The sequence below is a fragment of the Curvibacter sp. Hmag1.1 genome (assembly GCF_059769165.1).
In genome coordinates, this window is the sequence record NZ_JBMBGX010000002.1 from 2,054,497 (window position 1) to 2,075,637 (window position 21,141).

The 21,141-nt window shown below is 60.2% G+C and carries 19 protein-coding genes; 3 read left to right on the plus strand and 16 right to left on the minus strand.

The window, feature by feature from the left end; translation table 11 throughout:
• Window positions 1–2 precede the first annotated feature (2 nt).
• The 3 genes from ACOAP0_RS10360 to ACOAP0_RS10370 are packed head-to-tail and all read right to left on the minus strand — an operon-like array spanning window position 3 to window position 5,070.
• Window positions 3–947, minus strand: a complete 945-nt coding sequence (locus tag ACOAP0_RS10360) for a PD-(D/E)XK motif protein (protein ID WP_498376335.1) — start codon at window positions 945–947, stop codon at window positions 3–5.
• The gene (locus ACOAP0_RS10365) at window positions 937–3,621 is read right to left on the minus strand and encodes a Z1 domain-containing protein (RefSeq protein WP_498376336.1); all 2,685 of its coding nucleotides are present in this window, start codon (window positions 3,619–3,621) and stop codon (window positions 937–939) included. The genes ACOAP0_RS10360 and ACOAP0_RS10365 overlap by 11 nt, the downstream gene beginning before the upstream one ends.
• Window positions 3,622–3,639: 18 nt before the next feature.
• Window positions 3,640–5,070: an ATP-binding protein gene (locus ACOAP0_RS10370; protein WP_498391401.1), complete on the minus strand. Its 1,431-nt coding sequence runs from the start codon at window positions 5,068–5,070 to the stop codon at window positions 3,640–3,642.
• Between ACOAP0_RS10370 and ACOAP0_RS10375 the strand changes: the two genes are divergently transcribed.
• Complete coding sequence (locus ACOAP0_RS10375) at window positions 5,048–5,428, plus strand: hypothetical protein (RefSeq protein WP_498376338.1); 381 nt, start codon at window positions 5,048–5,050, stop codon at window positions 5,426–5,428. The two genes, ACOAP0_RS10370 and ACOAP0_RS10375, sit on opposite strands and share 23 nt — an antisense overlap.
• Before the next feature lie 74 nt (window positions 5,429–5,502).
• On the opposite strand, the gene ACOAP0_RS10380 is transcribed toward ACOAP0_RS10375, so the two are convergent.
• Entirely contained in the window at window positions 5,503–6,006 is a 504-nt protein-coding gene (locus ACOAP0_RS10380; protein ID WP_498376339.1) for a DNA-deoxyinosine glycosylase, read from the minus strand.
• A 14-nt stretch (window positions 6,007–6,020) separates the two neighbouring features.
• Window positions 6,021–6,335, minus strand: a complete 315-nt coding sequence (locus tag ACOAP0_RS10385; protein ID WP_498376341.1) for a rhodanese-like domain-containing protein — start codon at window positions 6,333–6,335, stop codon at window positions 6,021–6,023.
• An 83-nt stretch (window positions 6,336–6,418) separates the two neighbouring features.
• On the opposite strand from ACOAP0_RS10385, the gene ACOAP0_RS10390 reads away from it, so the two are divergent.
• Window positions 6,419–7,000 (plus strand): TMEM175 family protein, encoded by a 582-nt coding sequence (locus ACOAP0_RS10390; protein WP_087495745.1) that lies wholly within the window; start codon window positions 6,419–6,421, stop codon window positions 6,998–7,000.
• Here the strand turns inward: ACOAP0_RS10390 and ACOAP0_RS10395 are convergent.
• Genes ACOAP0_RS10395 through ACOAP0_RS10420 form a run of 6 tightly spaced genes read right to left on the minus strand, consistent with a single transcriptional unit; the run spans window position 6,987 to window position 15,575 of the window.
• Window positions 6,987–9,161, minus strand: a complete 2,175-nt coding sequence (locus ACOAP0_RS10395) for an alpha-galactosidase (RefSeq protein WP_498376342.1) — start codon at window positions 9,159–9,161, stop codon at window positions 6,987–6,989. The genes ACOAP0_RS10390 and ACOAP0_RS10395 overlap by 14 nt on opposite strands.
• A complete protein-coding gene (locus ACOAP0_RS10400) occupies window positions 9,158–10,258 on the minus strand; it encodes an ABC transporter ATP-binding protein (RefSeq protein ID WP_498376343.1) in 1,101 nt (366 codons plus the stop codon). Before ACOAP0_RS10400 ends, ACOAP0_RS10395 begins: the two co-directional genes overlap by 4 nt.
• Before the next feature lie 26 nt (window positions 10,259–10,284).
• Window positions 10,285–12,531, minus strand: a complete 2,247-nt coding sequence (locus ACOAP0_RS10405; protein WP_498376344.1) for a glycoside hydrolase family 2 protein — start codon at window positions 12,529–12,531, stop codon at window positions 10,285–10,287.
• 10 nt (window positions 12,532–12,541) lie between these two features.
• Window positions 12,542–13,360 carry a carbohydrate ABC transporter permease gene (locus tag ACOAP0_RS10410; protein WP_498376345.1) on the minus strand — a complete coding sequence of 273 codons (819 nt, stop codon included), beginning with the start codon at window positions 13,358–13,360 and terminating at the stop codon, window positions 12,542–12,544.
• Between the two features lies 1 nt (window position 13,361).
• Entirely contained in the window at window positions 13,362–14,258 is an 897-nt protein-coding gene (locus tag ACOAP0_RS10415) for a carbohydrate ABC transporter permease (RefSeq protein ID WP_481874259.1), read from the minus strand.
• 30 nt (window positions 14,259–14,288) lie between these two features.
• The gene (locus ACOAP0_RS10420; protein ID WP_087495751.1) at window positions 14,289–15,575 is read right to left on the minus strand and encodes an ABC transporter substrate-binding protein; all 1,287 of its coding nucleotides are present in this window, start codon (window positions 15,573–15,575) and stop codon (window positions 14,289–14,291) included.
• Window positions 15,576–15,991: 416 nt separating this feature from the next.
• Between ACOAP0_RS10420 and ACOAP0_RS10425 the strand changes: the two genes are divergently transcribed.
• The gene (locus ACOAP0_RS10425) at window positions 15,992–17,011 is read left to right on the plus strand and encodes a LacI family DNA-binding transcriptional regulator (RefSeq protein ID WP_498376346.1); all 1,020 of its coding nucleotides are present in this window, start codon (window positions 15,992–15,994) and stop codon (window positions 17,009–17,011) included.
• Between the two features lie 21 nt (window positions 17,012–17,032).
• Here the strand turns inward: ACOAP0_RS10425 and ACOAP0_RS10430 are convergent, their stop codons facing one another.
• The 5 genes from ACOAP0_RS10430 to ACOAP0_RS10450 form a co-directional block, all read right to left on the minus strand.
• Window positions 17,033–17,659 (minus strand): flavin reductase family protein, encoded by a 627-nt coding sequence (locus tag ACOAP0_RS10430; protein ID WP_498376347.1) that lies wholly within the window; start codon window positions 17,657–17,659, stop codon window positions 17,033–17,035.
• Between the two features lie 129 nt (window positions 17,660–17,788).
• Window positions 17,789–18,142 carry a RidA family protein gene (locus ACOAP0_RS10435; protein WP_498376348.1) on the minus strand — a complete coding sequence of 118 codons (354 nt, stop codon included), beginning with the start codon at window positions 18,140–18,142 and terminating at the stop codon, window positions 17,789–17,791.
• A 36-nt stretch (window positions 18,143–18,178) separates the two neighbouring features.
• Window positions 18,179–18,631: a DUF2894 domain-containing protein gene (locus ACOAP0_RS10440; RefSeq protein WP_498391402.1), complete on the minus strand. Its 453-nt coding sequence runs from the start codon at window positions 18,629–18,631 to the stop codon at window positions 18,179–18,181.
• On the minus strand, window positions 18,624–19,268 hold the full coding sequence (locus ACOAP0_RS10445) for an OmpA family protein (RefSeq protein WP_498376350.1): 645 nt from the start codon (window positions 19,266–19,268) through the stop codon (window positions 18,624–18,626). The genes ACOAP0_RS10440 and ACOAP0_RS10445 overlap by 8 nt, the downstream gene beginning before the upstream one ends.
• Complete coding sequence (locus tag ACOAP0_RS10450) at window positions 19,268–21,139, minus strand: hypothetical protein (protein ID WP_498376351.1); 1,872 nt, start codon at window positions 21,137–21,139, stop codon at window positions 19,268–19,270. Before ACOAP0_RS10450 ends, ACOAP0_RS10445 begins: the two co-directional genes overlap by 1 nt.
• Window positions 21,140–21,141: the final 2 nt, after the last annotated feature.

Genomic DNA, 21,141 nt, shown 5'->3' on the forward strand with positions numbered 1-21,141 from the left:
GCTTAGACATTGCTCCACAAGATAGTTGCGCTAAATGGTGAAAGTGCGGCCAGTTGGATACCATATGTCAGATCTTGAATTCCAGGCCTAATTGCGGGCAGGGCGATTCTGGGAAACTCATCGCCAACTTGGAAAACATCAAACTTCGCTATTGCGAACTCCTGCATGCGGTATTCCGGAAGGTCGATATAGCCGAGGCTGATGAGCTTTTCTTCAAACTCTTCCGTTGCGGTCGCTGATGGTCTCAATGTGAAAATAATCTCGTCGATCAGGGCACATAAGCTTTTGCCTCCGGCAGATACTTCTGTGAGGTGGTAGATGCAGAGGTATAGGTTTAAGGTATCAACCCACAATTGCGTAGGCGATGAGATTCGAACCACTTGTTGGGCGCCCACAAGGTGTGACTTGATCTCGAACACCTTGTTATCGGCAGCAAAATCTTGTGGGAAGCCGGACGGTCCCTTCCACGACTGCACAGCATCGTGTCCGAACTTGGGTATCAATTCGTTTTGAAGGAACGTTAGTTCGGCAAATAGACCACGAATCTCATGCGCATCAAGAAGACGGGGACCGCCTCTGGAAAGCAGACGTTGCCACTTCACCAGTCGGGCACAAATCAAGTCGAGGCCCTCTGCGCCAGAACTTGCGTGGGATGTGCAGGAAATTAGATCTCTGCATAGTAAGGTGAATAGTTCGACATCTTGCTTGTGGACTAGTGCCAGTTGCAGCGAATGTGACGCCTCGACCCATTGAAGACGCAGCCCCTTGAGTCGAGGTAGCTCTTGCACCCCCGCAATCTCTTGGCCCAACTGGAGTAGCAACATCAGTTGGTTGTCTGAGTTCACGGCATAGAAAAAGTCGAGGGGGTGTTCCGGAAGTGCACGTCGGGCGCTTAAGTTTCCGGCGAGTGGCGGGGTCAGCCCGTGCCAGGGGGTGTCAGTCTTCATCTGTGTCGTCCTCTTGCTTGCCGTAGTTCTCTGCCCACCAGGTTGTGTTCACAACGTATGTAACCTCATGCGCCTTGACGCCGGAGTTCGGGAATGCGATACCCCAAGCTACGACGCTGGGCTCTTTTGGAGGGTTTTCCTTTTCTTTGTCCTTTTCTTTGTCCCAGATGTCTAGGACATGCAGCATGAGAAGCGGCCTAGTGCGGTGCAAGTTCAGGTGATAGTCTGGAATATCCGACTCTTTAGTCCATGTGTTTTTTGCGCGCTCTTTATCGTCATTCCCCATTCCCGCCATAGCCTGTCCACGACCACCAACTCGCAGGGCCTTACCGCTCACCGCGATGTATTCGAGCCCACTTTGGCTGCGCTTCCATAAAGAAGACCGGGACTGCGTGTTGGGAGTGAACTGGCCGAAGCTGATTGTTGAAGGGTTTTCACTCCGAGGGCTATACAGGCAGATATCCCATAAGGCCAGTTCATCCGATTCACGCGCTTGGATGTAGGCGTTTACCGGCTCAGCTTGGGTGATAAGCGCTACGTCGTCGTGATTTCGAAAGTTCGATATGAAGTTTCGAATCATTGGCGCAACCGGCATTTCGGTCCACAAGTAACCAAACTCTTTAGGTTGGACGGGTTCGCGAATCTGTCTCAAGGATTCGAGCAAATGGGCCATCACGCCTCTGTTATGTTCGATGGCATCGGTGCGGAGTCGGGTGGTTTCGATGAGCTTTCCTGCAAGAGAAACAGAATGACTCACCTTGACGCCTGACTTCATCTTGTTGCGTGCAGTGACGATCAGTGATTCTGGATGTGCCCGCACCTTCAAACCGAAATCAATGGGACGCGCACCCGCGCGCTCCATGCGGTTGAACTCGTCGCGAAGCTCGTCAATCGCTTCGGAAATGTGGGCATACCAATCGGTAGCTTCCTCAGTCATATAGATGCGGCAAACATCTGTGTAGCCATCGCGGTACCCAAACCAGCGACCCATCTGCAGAAGGGTGTCGTACATCATGGAGTTACGCAGGAAGTAACTGACAGTCAGTCCCTCCAGCGTGAAACCGCGCGAAAGCGCAAAGCCGCCCACCGCGATGACGTGCAGGCCGTCGTTTTTGTAGCGGCGGTAGTCCAGTTTGTCGGGTGACTTGCTGTTGACCTTGCGAACCTCGATCGGCCCGGTTGCGCTAACGAGTGCCGCTTGAACCTGGGTCCATGTTTCCGAAACCCGACCTCCATACTCTCGAATCCACGTTTCGCGCAGTTTGCTGACTTCAGGGTCTTTAACGGCGTCCTTTTCTGGCAGGCCAGCGTGCCCTGTGCAGGCTGACCTGATGGTGTTCATAAGATCAGACACAAGACCGGTAAGCTTGGTCTGCACTTCGTTGAACCGCGAAGCATTGATGAGCATTGAGGAGTGGCTTCGTCCCTGCCCACGAACGATACGGATCGCCCTTGCCAGGATGAATGTCCTGACGGCTTCCTTTAGCGAATCAGGAATTCGGGGAAGAGGGTGCGAGATTTTGTGCCTTTCTGGAAGCAAGTCATCGTGGTCATCGACTGTGATCAGAGTGTTGTGAAGGTCTCCGGCTTCAGGAAAAATCCTTGAAGCGCCGACGTAGTTGGTCGGCGCGTCGAGAGAGACGATAAAGTCCCGGGGGAACAGGTCCTCGCGTTCCATCGCATCCTTGCTGTCGGGGTCGATGAAGATGTTCGCGAAAGGGGTTGCCGTGTATCCAAGGTACACATTCCTGTCAAAGGAGTCGAGCAGCTTACGAATGCGGTCGTTGATAGCGGACGGAGAGTCGTCATTCTTTGCCACATTGACGGATGCATTGTCAGCTTCATCATCAATAAGCAGCATGGGGACACTGCTGATTCGCGCGCCCGCCTGGCGGTTTCGGATTTCGAGCCAGTCAATTAGATTTCCCAGAATGCGAGAGTTCTTCTTCATGACCAATACGAGTGGCTCACTGAGTGACTGAAGCGAGACTCCGAGATCGCGTGCATTCGATCTGAAATCGTCCGCCCTTGTGGTGAGACAGACTGGACGCTTTTCGAGACCGAAGAGACCGACCCCTACCGCAGAGTCCTTGCCAGAAGTCGCCTCGGAACTTATCCCCGTGAACCCTTCCTCGATTCGTTCCTGAGTCTGTATACGGAGGTCCTCCTGGATACCGGTGAGGATGACAATGAATTTGTACCCGTAGTCGGCGGCCTTACAGATCACGCCGCTGTAGTTGGCGGTCTTGCCTGACTGGACATGTCCAACCACAAGACCGCGTCTGGCCCAGCTGCCTGGTAGCTCCGGGTTCTGCATCAGGCCAACTATCTTGTCGGTATCCTTGTCGAGCACCCCAAGTACGGAGTTATTGAAGCCTCGAGTAGAGAGATATCGCCTATAGCGGCTGTAGTAGTAGGGTTGGACCTCGGACCGCCTTCCTGGCAACCAGGGTTCGAACTCAACTTGAATTGCTGACGCATCTTGGACACTGATCGATAGCTTTGACTCGATTTGCCGCGCGACATCCTCGAACACTGAATCGGGTATGGTCTTGGCTAAGCCGGGGAACAAAGAAATTGCTGTTTTGAGAACGGTTCGTACCGTCTCCGAGGTACGCTCAGGCATGTTAGCTAGCATCCCGATTGCCATGTTTTGAGCGTTTTCAATAGTCATCGTGAATCCTCTCCTAATCTAGTTCTTGAGCGCTTTGCTGAGGATGAGTCCGATTTGGTTAGGGTGGCGGCTGAAGGGCTCAATGCCCCCAAGCACGTTTGATATTCCAGCCTGATCAAGGTCGGGGTTGGCCTGTATCAACATTCTTGCGAGTGATGCCAAAACATCGAGGTCTGGTTGCTCTACCTCCACCTGTTTGGGAGTATTTGAGTAGTCACTGAAGAATGCTGCTGCGGGGAATGACTGTCCTATCATTTTTAGTAGCTGACCAAGTCCTTTGCGCTGGGGCTCTGGAAGGTCATGAATCAGTTCAGTAAGCAGCGGGTGTGTATCGTTGATCACGTATTCGATGCGCTCGTTGTGGATCTTTCGTACCCACACAGGAGATGCGTTGGTTTCGATAACGACCCTTCCGCGTTGCGTGAACGGTCGCTTTGCGCCTGATCGAATCTGCTCGATAACTTGTTTCAGCCGGTTTCTGACTACGAGGGGCGGGTGCGCACGAGCCTTTCGTACGTCAATGCCCCAATGCTGATCCATATTGTTAGGAATATCAATTCGGACTCTGGCCAGCTTTGTTAGTTCTTCTTGGCGGGCAAGTCGGAACCAGCTTCCCCAGATGATCAGGCGTCTGTTTCGATAGACATAGAACCCCTGATTTCTCAGATACCCCTCTCGTCCCGCGAGCTTTTCGTATTCCCTAACAGTTACTTTTGAGTGGTGGGGTAGAACGAACGCTTGTATCTTGACCTCGTTGCCCCTAAAACTAACCACTTCTTGCGGGAACTGTTGCGTAGCGATGTTGTTCTCAGCAAACGGGTCATATGGATCGATGTCAGTGCCGTTAATTGACATCTTGATTTTTTTCAGGCCCGCCTCTCCCTTGAGGAAGCGGTGAAAAATCAGCGCCAAATGCTGTCTCACCGAGGCCATCAATTCGTTGAAGGCGTCGTGACCCATGTCGCCAAGACCTGCAAGTTCTAGCCGGTCGATCTTGCGCCAGAGTACGGTAGTGCCGCTTTCCGCGACGGGGGGGCCACATGGCAATTCTTTCATCTCAGTGGGCTGAACTTCAGTGATTTCCCACCGGTCGCTGAGCGCTACCTGGTCAAGATCCCAGCGCATCCCGGACTGCACCGAGGCTCTTCTGGAAAGAACTGTTAGCTCTCGACACTGACTGAAGGAAGCGGTCTTTAGTCCAAGGCCAAAGCGTCCCAAATCGTGTGTAGCACGTTCTGCCCTCGGATCTTTAGACCCGGGCCTCATTGCTTCAGTTAACTCGTCCCTAAGCATGCCGCGGCCATCGTCGATGACGGCAATCCAAGGAAGATCGGCTTCCCAGCCATATCGCAGCAGAATGTTTTCTGCGCCGGCAGCGATGCTGTTATCAATGATGTCAGCAACCGCTGAATCGAAGGAGTACCCAATGTCCCGCATCGCCTCGATCATTACCGAGGCGCGCGGCATAAGTTCAATGGCCGCGTTGTTTGTTGTTGTCCCCATAAGCCCTACCCGTGTGACGCTTCAATATACTGCCAGATTTTTGAGGCAATGCGATGAGGAGATCTCAAGCGTCTTGGCCTACAGCAAACTTTTTGATACACCAAGAGTTGTAGCCTGCTTGGCTTATCCCACGCCGCATGATCAGTGGCAGACGCTTGCTGATCAAAAGCGCATCATGTCGCGGGCAACTGTTCGGCAAGGCTTGCGGCAGGTTGAAGTGGCTTTGATCGCAGTCCCTATGTCAAGTGAAACTGATGGAGTTTCAGACTTGCTAGGTGAGTTGCTACTTACCAACGGTAACTAGGTCTCAGCTGAATTTGCTTCGCTTTCGATAGCTGTTTGCGCAATATCCACGAGCGCTAGAGCCTGATTTCGCTCTTAAACCAACCCATGCCGCTCCATCACCTCCCGCCACGCCGCCAGCTTGCGCTCAAAGCTCCATGACGCATTCGCCGGGCTGGTGCTGGGGAGCTGGTAGACGGGCACGCCTAGGGTGCGGGTGTGGCGGGCGTGTTTGAAGCTTTCGCCGCCGTTGTGGCCGATGGCCTGTAGCTGCGGCAGGTGCAGCGCGGCGATATCGTTGGGCACCGCGTTGCGGATGGCACTGTCCAGGCTGCCTTCGCGCTCGCAGCTGGCGTACACGTCCCACACGCCCAGGCCGCGTTCCAGCAGCCATTTGCTACGATTTTCATAGCTGTTCGCGCATATTCCATGAGCGCTAGCCGGCCAAATGGCTTGCAATATCTTCCAGAACTGGTTTTGCGGGTGGCCGTAATACTCTTGCGCCTGCAGCGAGCGCACACCGGGAAAGCTGCCCAATATCAGCACCTTGGTCGCGGGTGACACCAGCGGTGCCAGGCCGGTCAGGGTGACTTCCGCCATGCGCGCGCCCTGCTTTACTTTTTGGCCAGGGTTTTGCGGGCCTGCTCGATGCCGCCCACGTTTTCGGCTTTGCTAAAGCCCAATCCCTTGAGCGTGTCCAGCGCGATGCCGCTGCGCCGGCCACTCTGGCAGTACAGCAGCACGGTGTCGTCCTTGCCCACGCCCGCCTTGGCAATCTCCTGGGCGATGGCGGTGTGCTCGATGTTGATGGCGCCTTCCACATGCCCGGCGGCAAACTCTTGCGGACTGCGCACGTCGATGATGACGTCTTTGGCCTGGGCCGAGAAAGCCATCAAGGCGAGGGTGATACTGGCGAATAGTGTTTTCATGGAGTTGCTCTCAAGGAATAGGCGGTTTGCGTGCCCCGCCATTGTGGACAATTACAGCACCCCCCGCACCAAGGAGCATCCGGATGAACAAAAACCGCCTCGAAGCCTTTAGCGATGGCGTCATCGCCATCATCATCACCATCATGGTGCTGGAGTTCAAAGTGCCGCACGGAGAGACGCTGGCAGACCTGCTGCCGCTGTGGCCCGTGTTCCTGAGCTACGTGCTGAGCTTTGTGAACGTGGGCATTTACTGGAACAACCACCACCACCTGATGCACGCGGTCAAAAAGGTGAATGGCAGCATCCTCTGGGCCAACCTGAACCTGCTGTTCTGGTTGTCCCTCATGCCCTTTGCCACTGCCTGGATGGGCGAGAACCACTTTGCCGCCACCCCTGTGGTGCTGTACTGCGTGGACCTCTGCCTGTGCGCTGCGGCCTACACCTGGCTGCAGAGCTGCATCATCCGCCACGAGGGCCGCGAGTCGACACTCAGCCACGCGGTGGGCACCGACCGCAAAGGCAAGATTTCGCTGGCCAGCTACGTCGTTTCGATTGGCTTGGCGCTGGCGGGCTACCCGGCATTGGCCGGCATCTTTGTCGGGTTGGTGGCCTGCATCTGGCTGATCCCCGACCGCCGCATCGAAAAGACGCTTACTGGGGAATAAACCGCAACCGGTAGATCAGCGCGTTCTCGGCAACCATGCGCGGTAGCGGTAGACCGACTGCGGCCAGCCACGCGCCGTGGGCGGTGGGCGGCAGGGCCGCTTGGGCACCAGCGGCAAGTGCTGCATCGTTGAGCGGGCTGCTGGTCCACTCGGGTGGGGTTGGGTCCAGCCGCTCGATGGTGTAGTGCGCCGCCGGGCGCAGCATGGGCAGGCGCAAGGGCGGCGTGTTGCGGTGGGTGGTGGGCGTAGTGCGGTACACCAGCAGCAGAATTTCGCTTGCACCGGCATCGCCATGGGCTTGCCAGACCACGCCGTCGCCGGCCTCGCCGAGCCACACCTGGCCGGTGTGCAGGCGGTTGCGCAGCTGTTTGTACATGCCCACCCAGCGGCCCAGGGCCATGCGGTCCTCATCGCTCATGTGGCGCACGTCGGCCTCTATGCCGAGGTGCCCGCTCAAAGCGACGCCGGCACGGAAATTCAGGCTCTGGTTGCGGCCGGTGGTGTGCGCGGGCGCGGGGCCGATGTGAGCGCCCAGAATCTCGGGCGGCAAAAACTGCAGCGCGCCGCGTTGGATGGCTACGCGCGAGAGTGCGTCGTTGCAGTCGCTGGTCCAGACGCGGTGGGTGTGGGCGAGCACACCCATGTCCAGCCGCGCGCCGCCGGAGGCACAGCTTTCAATCTCCAGCTGCGGGTGGGCTGCGCGCACCCGGTCCACTAGCGCATACAGCGCGTGCACAAAGCGGCGGTAGGCCGGGCGGCCCAGCGCGTCGCCGGCGGTGGTGAGGTCGCGGTTCATGTCCCACTTGAGGTAGGCAATCGGCACGTTGCTCAGGAGCGCGTGTAGCTTGGCAAACAGGTAGTCGGCCACCTCGGGGCGGGCTACGTCCAGCACCAGCTGGTTGCGCATGGTGAGCAGGGGGCGGCCTTCCAGCTGCAGCGCCCAGTCGGGCTGGGTGCGGAAGAGCTGGCTGTCGGGGTTGACCATTTCGGGCTCCACCCACAGGCCGAACTCCATGCCCAGCTGGTTCACATGGCGGGCCAGGGGTTGCAAGCCATCGGGGTATTTGGCGGGGTCGGGCCACCAGTCGCCCAGGGCGGCGCGGTCGCTGTGGCGGCCCTGGAACCAGCCGTCGTCCAGCACAAAGCGCTCCACGCCCACGCTGGCGGCGGCTTCGGCCAGTGCGCGGATGTCGTCGGTGCGATGGTCGAAGTACACCGCTTCCCAGGTGTTGAGGTGCACCGGGCGCGGGCGCATGCGGCCACCGGGCCAGGGCAGGCGGCTGCGCACCGTGGCGTGGAAGTTCGCAGCCAGGCCGTTCAGGCCTTGCACCGAGCAGCTGGCAAACAGGGTGGGTGTTTGCAGGTGTTCGCCTGCGCCCAAGCGCACTTCGCCGGGGGCCAGCCATTCGCCCATTTGCCATTGGTATTGCCCGTCGTGCAGCCACTCGATGGATTGGCGGTGGTTGCCTGACCAAGCCAAGTGCGCGCCATACACCGTGCCCTCGTGTTCGGTGCTGCCGGGGGTGGTGACTACGGCACCGGGAAAACTGTCGTGCGAGGTGCGACCGCGCCGGTTCTCGCGCTGCCAGATGCTGCGCGAGAGGGCGTCCACCTGCAACTGAAATTCGTTGGCCCACTGGCCGGTGTAAAAGCGCACGGCCTGGGCGTTGCCGGGCAGCGGCACCGTGCCTGCGGCCAGCCACTGCACGTCCAGCACATCGGGCCCGTCGTTCGCCAGGGTGCTGCTGAGCTGCAGCACATCGTGCGCATCCAGCGCCATGTGCAGCGTGAGGCGCAGTTGCGCCACGCTATCAGTGAGGTGGATGGCAATGCGCTTGCCGGTGAGCAGGGTTTCCACCTCGCAGTGGGTGAACTGTTGCGCAAACTGCTGGCCGCTGCGGTGGGCCAGCAAGGCGCTTTGCATGTACCAGCCCACGCCGAAAGTGGGGGCCACGGTCAGCGGCTGGTCGAACTCCATGCTGCTGGGCGGGATGGCCCGGCCGTCGCGCAGCGGAGCCAGGGGCACGCAGTTGTCTGGCAGGCGTGGGCCCCAGTAGCGCCACAGCGGCGCCTCACCCGGACGCACCTCCAGCACCACGCTGGTGTGGGTGCCATGCAGGGTGGTGAAGGAGGCAGAAGCCTCGGGTGCGTGGGTGCTCATGAGCCGTAAATGCGGGCGCCGCTCTTGTCGAACAACAAGGCCTTTGTAGCATCAAAGCGGGCTTCCAGGGCCTGGCCGGAGCGCAGCTCGCGGCCGTTTTTGCTCTCGATAACCACCATCACGCCGCCGCTGGAGCGGGCGTAGGTAAAGGTCTCGCCGCCCAGGTGTTCCAGCATGTCGATGGTGACGGGCAGGACGGTGTCGCCCTGTTCCTGGAAGTGCTCGGGCCGCACGCCTACCGACACCTCGCTGCCCACGGCCGGCAAGGAGCCGCCAAGGGGCAGTTGGATGGTGGTGTTGTCAAAACCGTTGAGGCTGATCTGGCAGCCATTGCTGCCGTTCACGGAGGCGTGGCCGGTGACCTTGCCTTCAAAGAAGTTCATGCGCGGCGAGCCGATGAAGCCGGCCACAAAGGTGTTGGCCGGGTTGTCATACAGCTCCAGCGGCGCACCCACTTGTTCGACCACACCGGCGCGCAGCACGACGATTTTGTCGGCCAGGGTCATGGCCTCCACCTGGTCGTGCGTCACATAGATGATGGTGCTGCCCAACTCGCGGTGCAGGCGCGCAATTTCGATGCGCATGTGTACGCGCAGCTCGGCGTCGAGGTTGGAGAGAGGCTCGTCAAACAAGAACACCTGCGGGTCGCGCACGATGGCACGGCCGATGGCCACGCGCTGGCGCTGCCCGCCCGACAGGGCCTTGGGCTTGCGGTCCATCAGCGGCTCGAGGCCCAGAATCTTGGCGGCGGCGTCTACCTTGCTCTTGACCACGTCTTTGGCCACACCGGCGTGCTTGAGGGCAAAGCCCATGTTTTCGCGCACTGTCATGTGGGGGTAGAGCGCGTAGCTCTGGAACACCATGGCAATGCCGCGCTTGGACGGGTCCACATGGTTCATCACCTGGTCGCCGATGCGCAGCTCGCCGCTGGTGATGTCTTCGAGGCCCGAGATGGCGCGCAACAGCGTGGATTTGCCGCAGCCAGAGGGGCCCACGAACACCACGAATTCGCCGTGTTTGATGTCGAGGTCCACGCCCCGGATGATGTCGATCTCGCCGAATGATTTGCGGACCTGGGTGAGTTTGACGTCTGCCATGTTCTATTCCTCGTCGACTCGGTTTTTTACGCGGCGCGCAGCGTGACGCGCTGCTCGCCCATGCGGCGGGTGGATACGCTTAAGGTAATGTCACCCACAGCGCCGGTGGTTTCCAGCCAGAAGCCGGTGGTGCCGCCCTTGAGTGTGAGCAAATCGGGGCCCAGCAGCTTGGCTGCGCCGGTTACTTGCACATGCACCACGTCGTCCATAAACGGCAGCAGGCGGCCGGCCTGATCCAGCGCGCGCACGATGACGCGTGTAGCGTCTTTCTCATGGGCTTGCAATTGCGTGTCGTCCACATGCACTTGTAAAGTGGTGGGCACCGGGTTGCCCGAGAGCTTGACGGTGGAAACCGCTTTGCCGTTGATATAGCCAGTCACCGTGGCATCCCGCCACAGCATGCCCCAGGCACCCAGGTCGTTCATGTTGACGTGGCGGCTGTCAAAAATGACTGGCGCGTGCGGCAGGTGGGGGTACAGCGCGCGGTCAGGCTCGGCGCGCTTGGGTGCAAAGTCGCCCACTTGCAGTTCCACATAGTCGCAGTTGGTGAGCACGATCAGGGGCAGCACTTCACAGCGGTCTTTCTCGCCACGGGCCCAGTAGGTCACGGGTTGCAGCACCACTTGCTCTGCAGGGCTGCACTGGCTGGTGTAACCCCACGCGGCGAACTTGGGCTCGCGGAAGATGTCCATCACGCCGTGGTGGCAGATGCGGTCGCCCGCGCCGAAGTCCTTGTGGGTGTTGTAGTCAAACATGCACCAGCCGATGGCGCCGCTGATGACGGGGTTTTCATACGCCTTGTTCAGCACGTCCAGATGCCGGCGCACATGCTCGGCCTGGCGGTCTTCGGGGTCGATGCGCTTGGTAGGGTACATGTGGCCGTTGAACTCGGTCACCAGATACGGCACCTCGTGGGCCAGGCCGGTCACCTGACGGGGCTGGCGCAGCGGGGTGGGGGCAATGCCCTTCATCCACTCCGGGGGGGCCACGTGGCAGAAGTCGTTCACGGTGTACACGTCTTCCAGCAGCTCGCTGTTTTCGATGTAGCGCACGCCACCGGTCTGGCGGGTGGTGTCCAGGCTGCGGGCCATGGCGTTGGTGCGGGTGTAGAAGTCGTGGTTGTCCTGCGACTCGTTGATGCGCACGCCCCAGATGATGATGGAGGGGTGGTTCCAGTCACGCTCGACCATGCGGCGCACGTTCTCCACCGACTCGTCTTGCCAAGCCTGGCCGCCGATGTGCTGCCAGCCCGGGATTTCTTCAAACACCAGCAGGCCGATCTCGTCGCAGCGGTCCAGAAAGTAGGTGGACTGCGGGTAGTGCGAGGTGCGCACCAGGTTGCACTTGAGCACGTCCTTCATGACGTCGGCGTCTTTGGCCTGGGCGCGTTGGCCCATGGCGTAGCCTACATAGGGGTAGCTCTGGTGGCGGTTCAGGCCGCGGATCTTGAGTGGCTTGCCGTTGAGGAAAAAGCCCTCGGTGGTGAAGCGCGCGGTGCGGAAGCCGAAGCGGGTGCTGTGCTGGTCGCTGCCGGCGCTGGTGTTCAGCGTGACGCGGGCCACGTACAGCACAGGGCTGTCCAGTTCCCACAGCGCGAGGCCGGCCAGTGACTCAAACGATGCGCTGAACTCCGCGCCCGCCACGTCCACGGTTTGCTGGTGCAGCACGTTGCCATCGACGGCGCACAGTTCCACCAGTGCGGAGCCTGTGAAGGCCGCTTGCGTGGGGTTGGCCAGAAAGCCTTTGACGGTGACGCCCTTGGCTTCACTCAGTTCGTTGGACGTTTCGACCTTGAGGTTCGCAATGGACACCGCGTCGTTCAATTGCAGCCACACATCGCGGTAGATGCCGGCGTAGGTCAGGTAATCGATCTGGCCACCGAAGGGGGGAATCTCGGGGTTCTCGCTGCCGTCCACCTTCACGGTGATGAGGTTGTCGCCCTCTTGGAGCAAGCCGGTGAGGCGGGCAGTGAACGGGGTGTAGCCGTCTTTGTGGGCGGCGACTTGCTGGCCGTTGACCCAGACCACGCTGTTGGCCATGGCGCCGTCAAAGCGCAGGGCCACTTCGCGGCCGGCAAATGCGGGCTGCCAGGCCAGGGTGTACTGGTAGGTAAATTCCTTCTGGAATGCGCGTTCGTCGAAGTAGGTCATGTCCAGGTCGACGGCGTTGTGCGGGAGGCGCACGGCCTCGCCGGCAGCGGACTTGGCGATGAACTCAGACGAAAAAGAGGTGTGAAAGGTCCAGCCCGAGACGAGCTTGGTAACGGTACGCATGTGAAAAGCCTTATTTGACGGAGCCCAGCATGCCCTGTACGAACTGCCGTTGCATTGCGAAGAAGACGACCAGGGTGGGCAGGGTGGCGAGCATGGCCGCCAGCATGATCACGCCGAAGTCAGGAAAGTAGGCTGAGCCCAGTGAGGACAACACCAGGGTGATGGTTTTGAGCTCGGGGGACTGCAGCACGATGAGGGGCCAGAGGAAGTTGTTCCACGCGGCCATGAACACGATGATGAAGGCCGCCGCATAGGTGGAGCGCATGACCGGCACATACACAAACAGGAAAATTTGCCATTCCTTGAGGCCGTCAAGGCGCGCGGCTTCGCGCAGCTCGGGCGGGAAGGCTTTGGTGCTCTGGCGGAAGTAAAACACGATGTAGGCAGATGCCACCACCGGCAGGATTACGGCGAGGTGGGTGTCCAGCAGATCGAACTGCGCCATCAGGATGAACAGCGGAATCATCAGCGCCGCAAAGGGCACCATCAGCGTGAGCAGCAGGCCGTTGTACAGGCGTTCGCGGGTCTTGGAGCTGAATACTTCAAAGCCGTAGCCTGCCATGGACGAGACCAGCAGCGTGAAGAAGCCGCCGATGATGGCGATCTTTCCGGAGTTCCAGAAGACCTGGGCCACGTCGAAGCTCTTGTTGAGTTTCTCGAAATTCTCCAGCAACGCGCTGCCGAAGGTGAACTTGCCCTTGGTCACGTCCACCGACGCGTTGGTGGCGCTGATCACCATCCAGGCAAAGGGAAAGATGGAGACAAAGGCCATGACCCCCAGAAAGAGGTAGACGCCGGCCATGCGGAATTTTTCTGCCCAGTTGGTCATGTCAGTTGCGCTCCCGGGCGGCATAGAACTGGATGGCGGCCAGCGCGGCCACCAGCAGCACGATGACGTAAGACACCGTGGCGGCGTAGCCGAAGTTGGGCACAAACTTGAACGACAGGTTGTAGATGTACATGGACAGCGTGAGCGTGTTGTCAGAGAACACGGTGCCCACGGTGGTGATGTTCATGGGTTCATCAAACAACTGGAGGGTGCCGATGGTGGAGGTCACCGTGGTGAACAGGATCACCGGCTTGAGATTGGGGATAGTGATGGAGACAAAGCGGCGGTAGGCCGAGATGCCATCGATACGGGCAGCCTCATAGATCGACTTGTCGATGTTCTGCATGGCCGCGAGATAGAAGATCATGTTGTAGCCGGTCCAGCGCCAGGTGATGGCGATGATGATGACCACCTTGGACCAGAACGGGTCGTTGAGCCAGGGGATGGGCTCAGCAATAAGGCCCAGCCACGCCAGCGCGTGGTTGACCAGGCCGTCATACGAAAACATGCTTTTGAACACCACCGAGTACGCCACCAGCGAGGTCACGCAGGGCAGGAACACTGCCGTGCGCAACAGCCCGCGAAAGCGCAGGTTCGGCATGTTGAGGCAGCTGGCCATGACCAGCGCCAGCAACAGCATGATGGGCACCTGAATCACCAGGAAGATGCAGGTGTTTTGCAGCGCTTTCAGAAAGACAGGATCACTGGCCAGACGCACGATGTTGCCGGTGCCTACGAACTCAACCACCGTTCCCTGCCCGGCATGCAGGGACATCCACAGCGACTTGACGATCGGGTAGGCCATGAAGACCCCGATCAGCCCGAGTGCGATGGAAACAAATAGCCAACCGTTGACGTCGTAAAAACGCCGGTAGCTGGTCGTAGGCTTGGGCGCCATGGTGCTCCTTGGGTGCAGTGTTGCCGTGTCTTACTTGATTTGCGAGGCGAGCTGGTTGTGGATGTTTTCCAGCGCCTTCTCGACCGGCATGCCTTGGGCCAAGCCCGGCAGTTGGGCGGCTACAGCAGCGTCACCTTCAGCGGTGTAAATGCCGTAGTTCACGCTAGGCACCTTGCCCATCCAGTCGCTGTATTGCTGCCACACCTTGGCGCCACCGAAGAAGGGGTCGGCTTCAGAGTAAGCCTTGCCGTTACGCGAAGCCAACAAAGAGCCCACCGCACCACGGGACTGCAGAATGGTTTGGTAGAAGTCCACATCCTTGGCGTAGATTTCGTTCAGGAAGTCGGCTGCAGCAGCCTTCTCTTTGGCGCTGGAGAGCACGTACCAGCTGGAACCGCCCAGGTTGGATGCGTTGGTTGCGCCAGGCACATTCAGGCGGGGAGTGGCGGCCACAGCCCATTTGCCGGACTGGCTGGCTTCTGCCTTCACGGAGCCGGTGATCCACACGCCGGTGATCACGGAGGCAACGTCACCCTTGTTCAGCGCGCCGACCCACTCGCCCCAGCCGGAGGTGGGCTTGTAAACGCCGGTCTTCATGAACTTGACCTGGGTTTCCAGCGCGGCCTTCAGGGCGGGGTTGTTCTTGATGTCGAGCTTGCCGTCTTTGTCAAAGTACCAGCGGCCTGCGGACTGCATCATGATGCGGATGCTGGCGATGTCCTGGGGGTCCATGGCGAACATCTTCTTGCCGGTTTTGGTTTCGACTTGCTTGCCGATTTCCAGGTAACGGTCCCAGGTGATGTTCTGCATGTCCTTGTCGGTGAAGCCGGCCTGCTTGATCAGGTCGCTGCGGTAGTACATGCCGGTAGTGCCGGTGTCAAAAGGCAGGCCGTAGACTTTGCCGCCCAAGGTCATCAGGTTGACCTTGTAGTTGGCAAACGCCTTGTGGTCCACCTTGCCGGACAGGGGTTCAAACGCGCCGGGGAAAGAGCGCAGGTACTTGGGGGCGTTGTAGTCTTCCACCAGCACGATGTCAGGCAGGTTCTTGGTCACGCCGGAGGCCAGGGTGGTTTGCAGCTTTTGCTCCACATCGGCTTTGGCCATGTCCACGATCTTGAAGGTCACGCCAGGGTTCTTGGCGGTGTAACGCTTGGCCGCCTCTTGCATGATGGCGATGTTGAAGTTCGGGTCCCATGCCCAGATGGTGACTTCGCCGGCATTGGCGGCGTGGCTGGCCATCAGGCCGGTGGTGCCCAGAGCCAGGCCGATCATGGCGGTGGCGGTGCTGCGGAGAGTGAAGCGTTTGGCGAAATTCATAGTCTGTCTTCCTGTTGATATGGGGTCAGGCACGTCATGCGGGGCGAACCGTAGCATGCGTATCTGTTGTCTCCAGAGTCCGGGCCTGCCAAAAAAAGTGGGGCGGGTCAGGCTCTGCCTTTGTGAATGAAACCAGAGTGTGTTGGGGTTGAATCCTGGTACCGGCTGGCGTCCTTTCGTAAATTTAAGCGGTTAAATTTCTGACTGAAACACATGTCGACATTCGTACCGCCACCGGTCCGGAAGGCTTGCAGACCCGCCGGGGAGACATCCGTAAATTTAAAATTTAAGCGGTTAAATTCGACAATTTTTCGAGTATACCTATGGGTATCCGCAAAAAAACCGGCTCCTAGGGTAAGTCCTAGGGATCAAAAAAAGTATCACTCGATGCCAATTCACACCAAGTTGCAGTGCCCATGGCTACCCTGAGTGAAGTCGCCCGCCTGGCAGGAGTCACCACTGCCACGGTGTCCAATGTGCTGCGCAATACCCAGAAGGTGAAGCCAGCCACGGTGCAAAAGGTGCAAGAGGCGATTGCCGCGACCGGCTACCGCCCCAACCTGATGGCACGCGCACTGGCCGAAGGCAAGTCGTCCATGGTGGCGCTGGTACTGCCCGACATCAACAACCCCTTCTACCCCGAGTTCGTGCGGGTGGCCGAGCGGGTGGCGCGGCATCGCAACTACTTTCTGATGGTGTGCAACACCGACGAGCGCCCTGACATCGGCCGCGCGTATCTGCACCAGATTGCCGGCACGCTGGCCGACGGCGTGCTGGTGCTGCACACCGGTATCAGCGCGGACGATATCAACGAACTCAAAACCCGGCGCTCCCCCATCGTGCTGGCGTCCGAAGAGCAGGTGGACCTGGCCAACCGCATTCCCCATGTGGTGGTGAACTTCCACCGCGCGGGCGAAATTGCAGGGCAGCATTTGCTGGACTTGGGCCACCAGCGCATCGGTGTCATCGTGGGTTGCGGCCTGGAAGGCATGCAGCTTGGGCGTCTGGACGGGTTCAAAAGCGCCTTGTCTGCCGCTGGCATTACGCTGGCTGAGCCAATGGTCCGCAATGTGAGCGACACCGTGGCCGGTGGCCATGAGGCCACCGATTCATTGCTGGAGCAGCACACCGACATCACCGCCATTTTTTGCACTAATGATTTGATGGCCTATGGCGCCAGCCAGGCGCTGGCCGACCGGGGCATCCGCATCCCGCAAGACATTTCGCTCATCGGCATCACTGACATCCAGCTAGCACGCGACATGCGCCCGGCACTCACCACCGTGGCCTTGGGCATTGAGCAGGTGGCCACCATCTCCATCAACCTGCTGTTGGATTTGATTGAAAACCCCCAGCACGAACCCACCATCGTGCACGTGCCCGATCCGGTGCTGGTGGTGCGGGCCTCCACCGGCCCGGTGCGCAGCGGCGCCTGAGCTTGGGGCCGCCGTGGCGGCCTACAGTGTGTCGATGGGGTTGTGAGCCGTGTCGTCGCCGATGGCGAAGCGGTTCCGGCAGCGGGTGTAGAAGCTAGCGCCGAAGCGACCCACCGGGTGGTAGTCCTGCAGGTGCACGCGCCACTTTTCGGTGTCTATCAAGCCATCGCGTGCGCTCATCCACAGCACCCGGCCAATGAACACATAGCGGCTGGGCGTTTCCAGCGTTTCGTGCAATACGCATTCAAAGGCCACCGGCGCCTCCGCAATACGTGGCGGACGCACCGTGTGGGACGGGGCGGCATGCAGGCCCACCGCGTCCAGCTCACTCACCGATGCCGGGAAGGCCTGGCCGCAGGCGTGCATCTGGGCGGCCAGAGGCTCGTCCGTCATGTGCACGACGAACTCGCGCTGTGAAAGTATGTTGGCCGCCGTGTCCTTGAGCTGCCCGTCCTGCAAGCGGTTGATGCTGAGCATCACCACCGGCGGGTCTTCCCCCAGCATGTTGAACATCGAAAACGGTGCGGCGTTCACCACGCCCGCTGCGTTCAGGCTGGTGACCAGCGCAATCGGCCGCGGCACGATGAGGCTGGCCATGAGCTTGTAGCGCTGGTAGGCGGTGATCTGGGAAAAGTCGACTTCGGTCATGCGCAACGTGCACGCAAGGGACGTGCCGCTAAACCGGAGCGGAGAAGCCTGCTATCAAAACAGAAGCTACCCGCGCATATTCCATGGGCGCTACGGGCGCTTTTTACCTAAAAATGCCTGCGACGCCGTTCAGGCGGTCGCTGCGGTAAATGCAATCTCCAGCAGATAGTCCGGGCTGGCCATCTCGGCGCTCACGCACACCCGGGCCGGTGCGCAACCCTCTGGGAGCCAGGCTTGCCACGCGGCGTTGAAGACAGCACGGTCGCTCATGTACTTGAGGTAGATGGTGGCAATCAATAAACGGCTTTTGTCGCTACCGGCCAGCGCCAGCGTGCGCTCGGCCTGGGCGAACACCGCCAGTGATTGGCTGGTGATGTCGGTGCCGCTTTCGGGCACTTCCACAAAATAAGCTGTGCCGTTGTGCACCACCGCGTCTGACCATTGGGCGGCGGGGTTGATGCGTTGGATGGGGGAGACTGTCATAGGGAATCCTGTTAGAGCTTGACGCTTTCGCGCATCCTACTTGAGGCGGCGTTTTCCGCCTTTTGCCGGCTTGGCCGCCTGCGGCAGCGTCATGGTGTCCAGCTGCAGCAGGGTGTCCAGGTGGCTCATGAAGTGGTGCAGGTAGGCGGGAGACAGGTCTTGCATCAGACCCAAAGTGCGCAGCACCAGCCGGTGGGAATTGAGCGGGCCGGCGTTGGCGGGGCCATGTTGCAGCGCGTGCTCCACCTGGTCTTGCACCTTCATGCGTTGCCACGACTGGCGGAACTGCTGCACGCTTTTCATTTCCACCGTGCGCGGTGGGTTAGATGCAGTTGCCGTGTTTTCAGAGACTGTCGCGGGGCTCTGCAAGCTGCGGTTCAGGGCCTTCAGGGCGTTGAGGCCTTTGCGGGGAATCGCAGTGCGTGGCTGCGCTGGGAGCTGGCGCATGCGCTCTAGTAGTGCGGACATGGCGTGCGAAGCGTCAGTCATGGGCAGCTTGCGTACCTTTGGGTACCGGGGCCATTTCCACGCGGCGGTTCAGGGCCCGGCCGCTCTCGTTTTGGTTCGATGCCACGGGCTGCTGTGCGCCAAAAGCTGCAGCAAACACGCGCGAGGCAGGCATGCCCTCTTCAATGAGAGCGCGCGTCACGGTGAGAGATCGCTGCGCGGAAAGCTCCAGATTGTCGGCAAAGTGCCGGTTGGCCCCCGAGACGGCTACGTTGTCCGTAAAGCCGCTGACCATGAGCATCTCGTCCCTTTCACCCAGGTACACCTGCAGCGGCGGAACCAGGCTTTTGAGCAACTGCCGCCCGTCGGCGCGTAGCTGGTCGGAGTTGACGGCAAACAGCACGCTGCCACTGATGCCGATGCGCCCGTTGTTCAAGGTCACGCGGCCCGATTGCAAGGGGATGGCCAAGGCCTTCTCCAGCGCCATGCGGCGCTGTTCTTCCTGCTGGCGTTTTTTGACTTCGGACTCCAGGTTGGCGACCAGGTCCATCTGCACCACCAACACACCGACCAGAATCAGCACAAATGCACCCAGCAGGCCGGCCATCAGGTCGCCAAACGTGGCCCAGACCGGGGCGCTATCGACTCCGCTGTCGTCCATGGTGTCGATGTCCGTCATCACGCAGTCCCTGCGGTAGCGACGGCCTGATTGCGAAGCTTGCGCAGGTCTTCCACAACGGCTTTTTGCGAGCTCAGACTGAGGTCGATCACCTCACGCGCCTGGGCCACGTAGTAGGCCAGCTGCTCGTCACTGCGCTCCATGGATTGGTTGACTGCGGCTTCCACCCCCTGCAGGCTCTGGACCAGCTGCTCGCTGGTGCCCACAAACAGTTCCACCGCTTGCTGGAAGCTGCTGCCCAAGTGGGAGAGTTCGGTGGCACTGCCTCCCACTTGCGCGGCGAGGTGGTCTGCCTTGTCGGCTTGCAGCGCCAGTGTTTGGGAAAACTGCTCCTGCACTTGCAGCAGCGTGTGGCCCGTGTTGGCCACCAAGGTGTCTATGGCGGCGCGCTGGCCCTGCGTGGTGATCTCGGCCGATTGCAGCACGCCGTGCAGGCGCTCCATGAGCTGTTGGCGCTCTTGCAGTGCAAGCGTGTCACGTTCGTCCAGCTGGCCCATGCCGGTGCGCAGTTGCAGGGTGAGTTCGCTGATGCGGGTAGCAGTCGCTTCGCTTCGGGCTGCCTCTTCCGCCCGCAAGTCGTTCAGTCCAGTGCGCCACAGGGCGGTGAGCTGGTCCATGCGGGCCTGCTGCTGTTCTGCCCATGTGGCCTCGGCCTGCTGTTGGGCAGCCACCAATGCTTCAGACTGCGTCAGCACACGGGCCATGCCGGCTATGGCCGCGCTCGCTTGGCTTGCGGTGTGCTCGGTGATGGTGGCCACGTTGGCTTCCAGCGTGCGGGCCAAAGCCTGCTGCTGCGCCTGCGCGTGTTCGCCCGCGCGCTGCCATTCGGTCTGCAGGCTGGCGGTGCTCTCATTCAGGGCGCGTGCCCAGTCGGCCGTCAGGGTGTGGGTGCCTTCGTGGAAGGCGGCTTGTACGCCCTGGAGTTGCGCTTGCAAGGCTTCACGCATCTGCGTGTGTTGCTGGCGCGTCTCGGCCACCAGCTGCTGCAGCGCAGACTCCATCACCGGCACGATGGCCTCGCTGGTTTGCTTCGCGCCCGCCAACAGGCTGTCTTGCAGGCTTTGCCCCACGGCTGTGGCCAGGCCGGTGTAAGCGCGGCCGACGTCGGCGTGGAAGGCTTGCTGCTGGGCTTCCAGCCGTGTGTTCAGGGCCAGGTTGCGTTGCTCGATCTGTTCCATCAACCTGCTGAGCTGTTCTGCCACCGCAGGCAGTGCCTGCACTTGCTGCTGCTGGGCCAGCAGCCCGGCTTCCCGTTGGTGGGCCAGGGTGAAGGGCCGCAGCACCGTGGCAATGCGAGTGTCCAGCAGGCGGGTGACTTGCAGGCGCTCGCGGCGGCAGAGTGCGGACACCAGACCCAGCAAAGCCGATGTCGCCACCCCCGCCACCGAGGTACCGAAGGACAGGCCCAGTCCTTTGATAGGTGCCGCAAGCGCCGCGCGAATGGCTTGCAGGTCGGCAGAGCCCTCCAGCGCAAAGACGGCGCCTTTGAAGGTCATGACCATGCCCAGAAAGGTGCCCAGCATGCCCAGCATGACCAACAGTCCAACGAGGTACGGGGTGAGCGATGGGCCCGGCAGGCCCACCCGCTCACCCTCAATGCGCGCACGCACGCTGGGTTGCAAGGCGGCGGGTACGCGGGCCAACCATGCGCTGAGCGACTCCAGCGGTTCGCCCATGTCAGTGAGCGCCTGCCGCAAGGTGTGGGTGGTGGAGCGGTAGCTGGACATTTCCCGCAGGCCCATGGCATACACCGCGCCAATGAGCAACGTCATGCACAAAGCCAGATAACTGGTGCCTACAAAGCCCAGAGCGATCCAGCCCACAAAAACAGCCCCTGCGCCAATAGCGGCGGGGATGACGAAACGGTTCATAT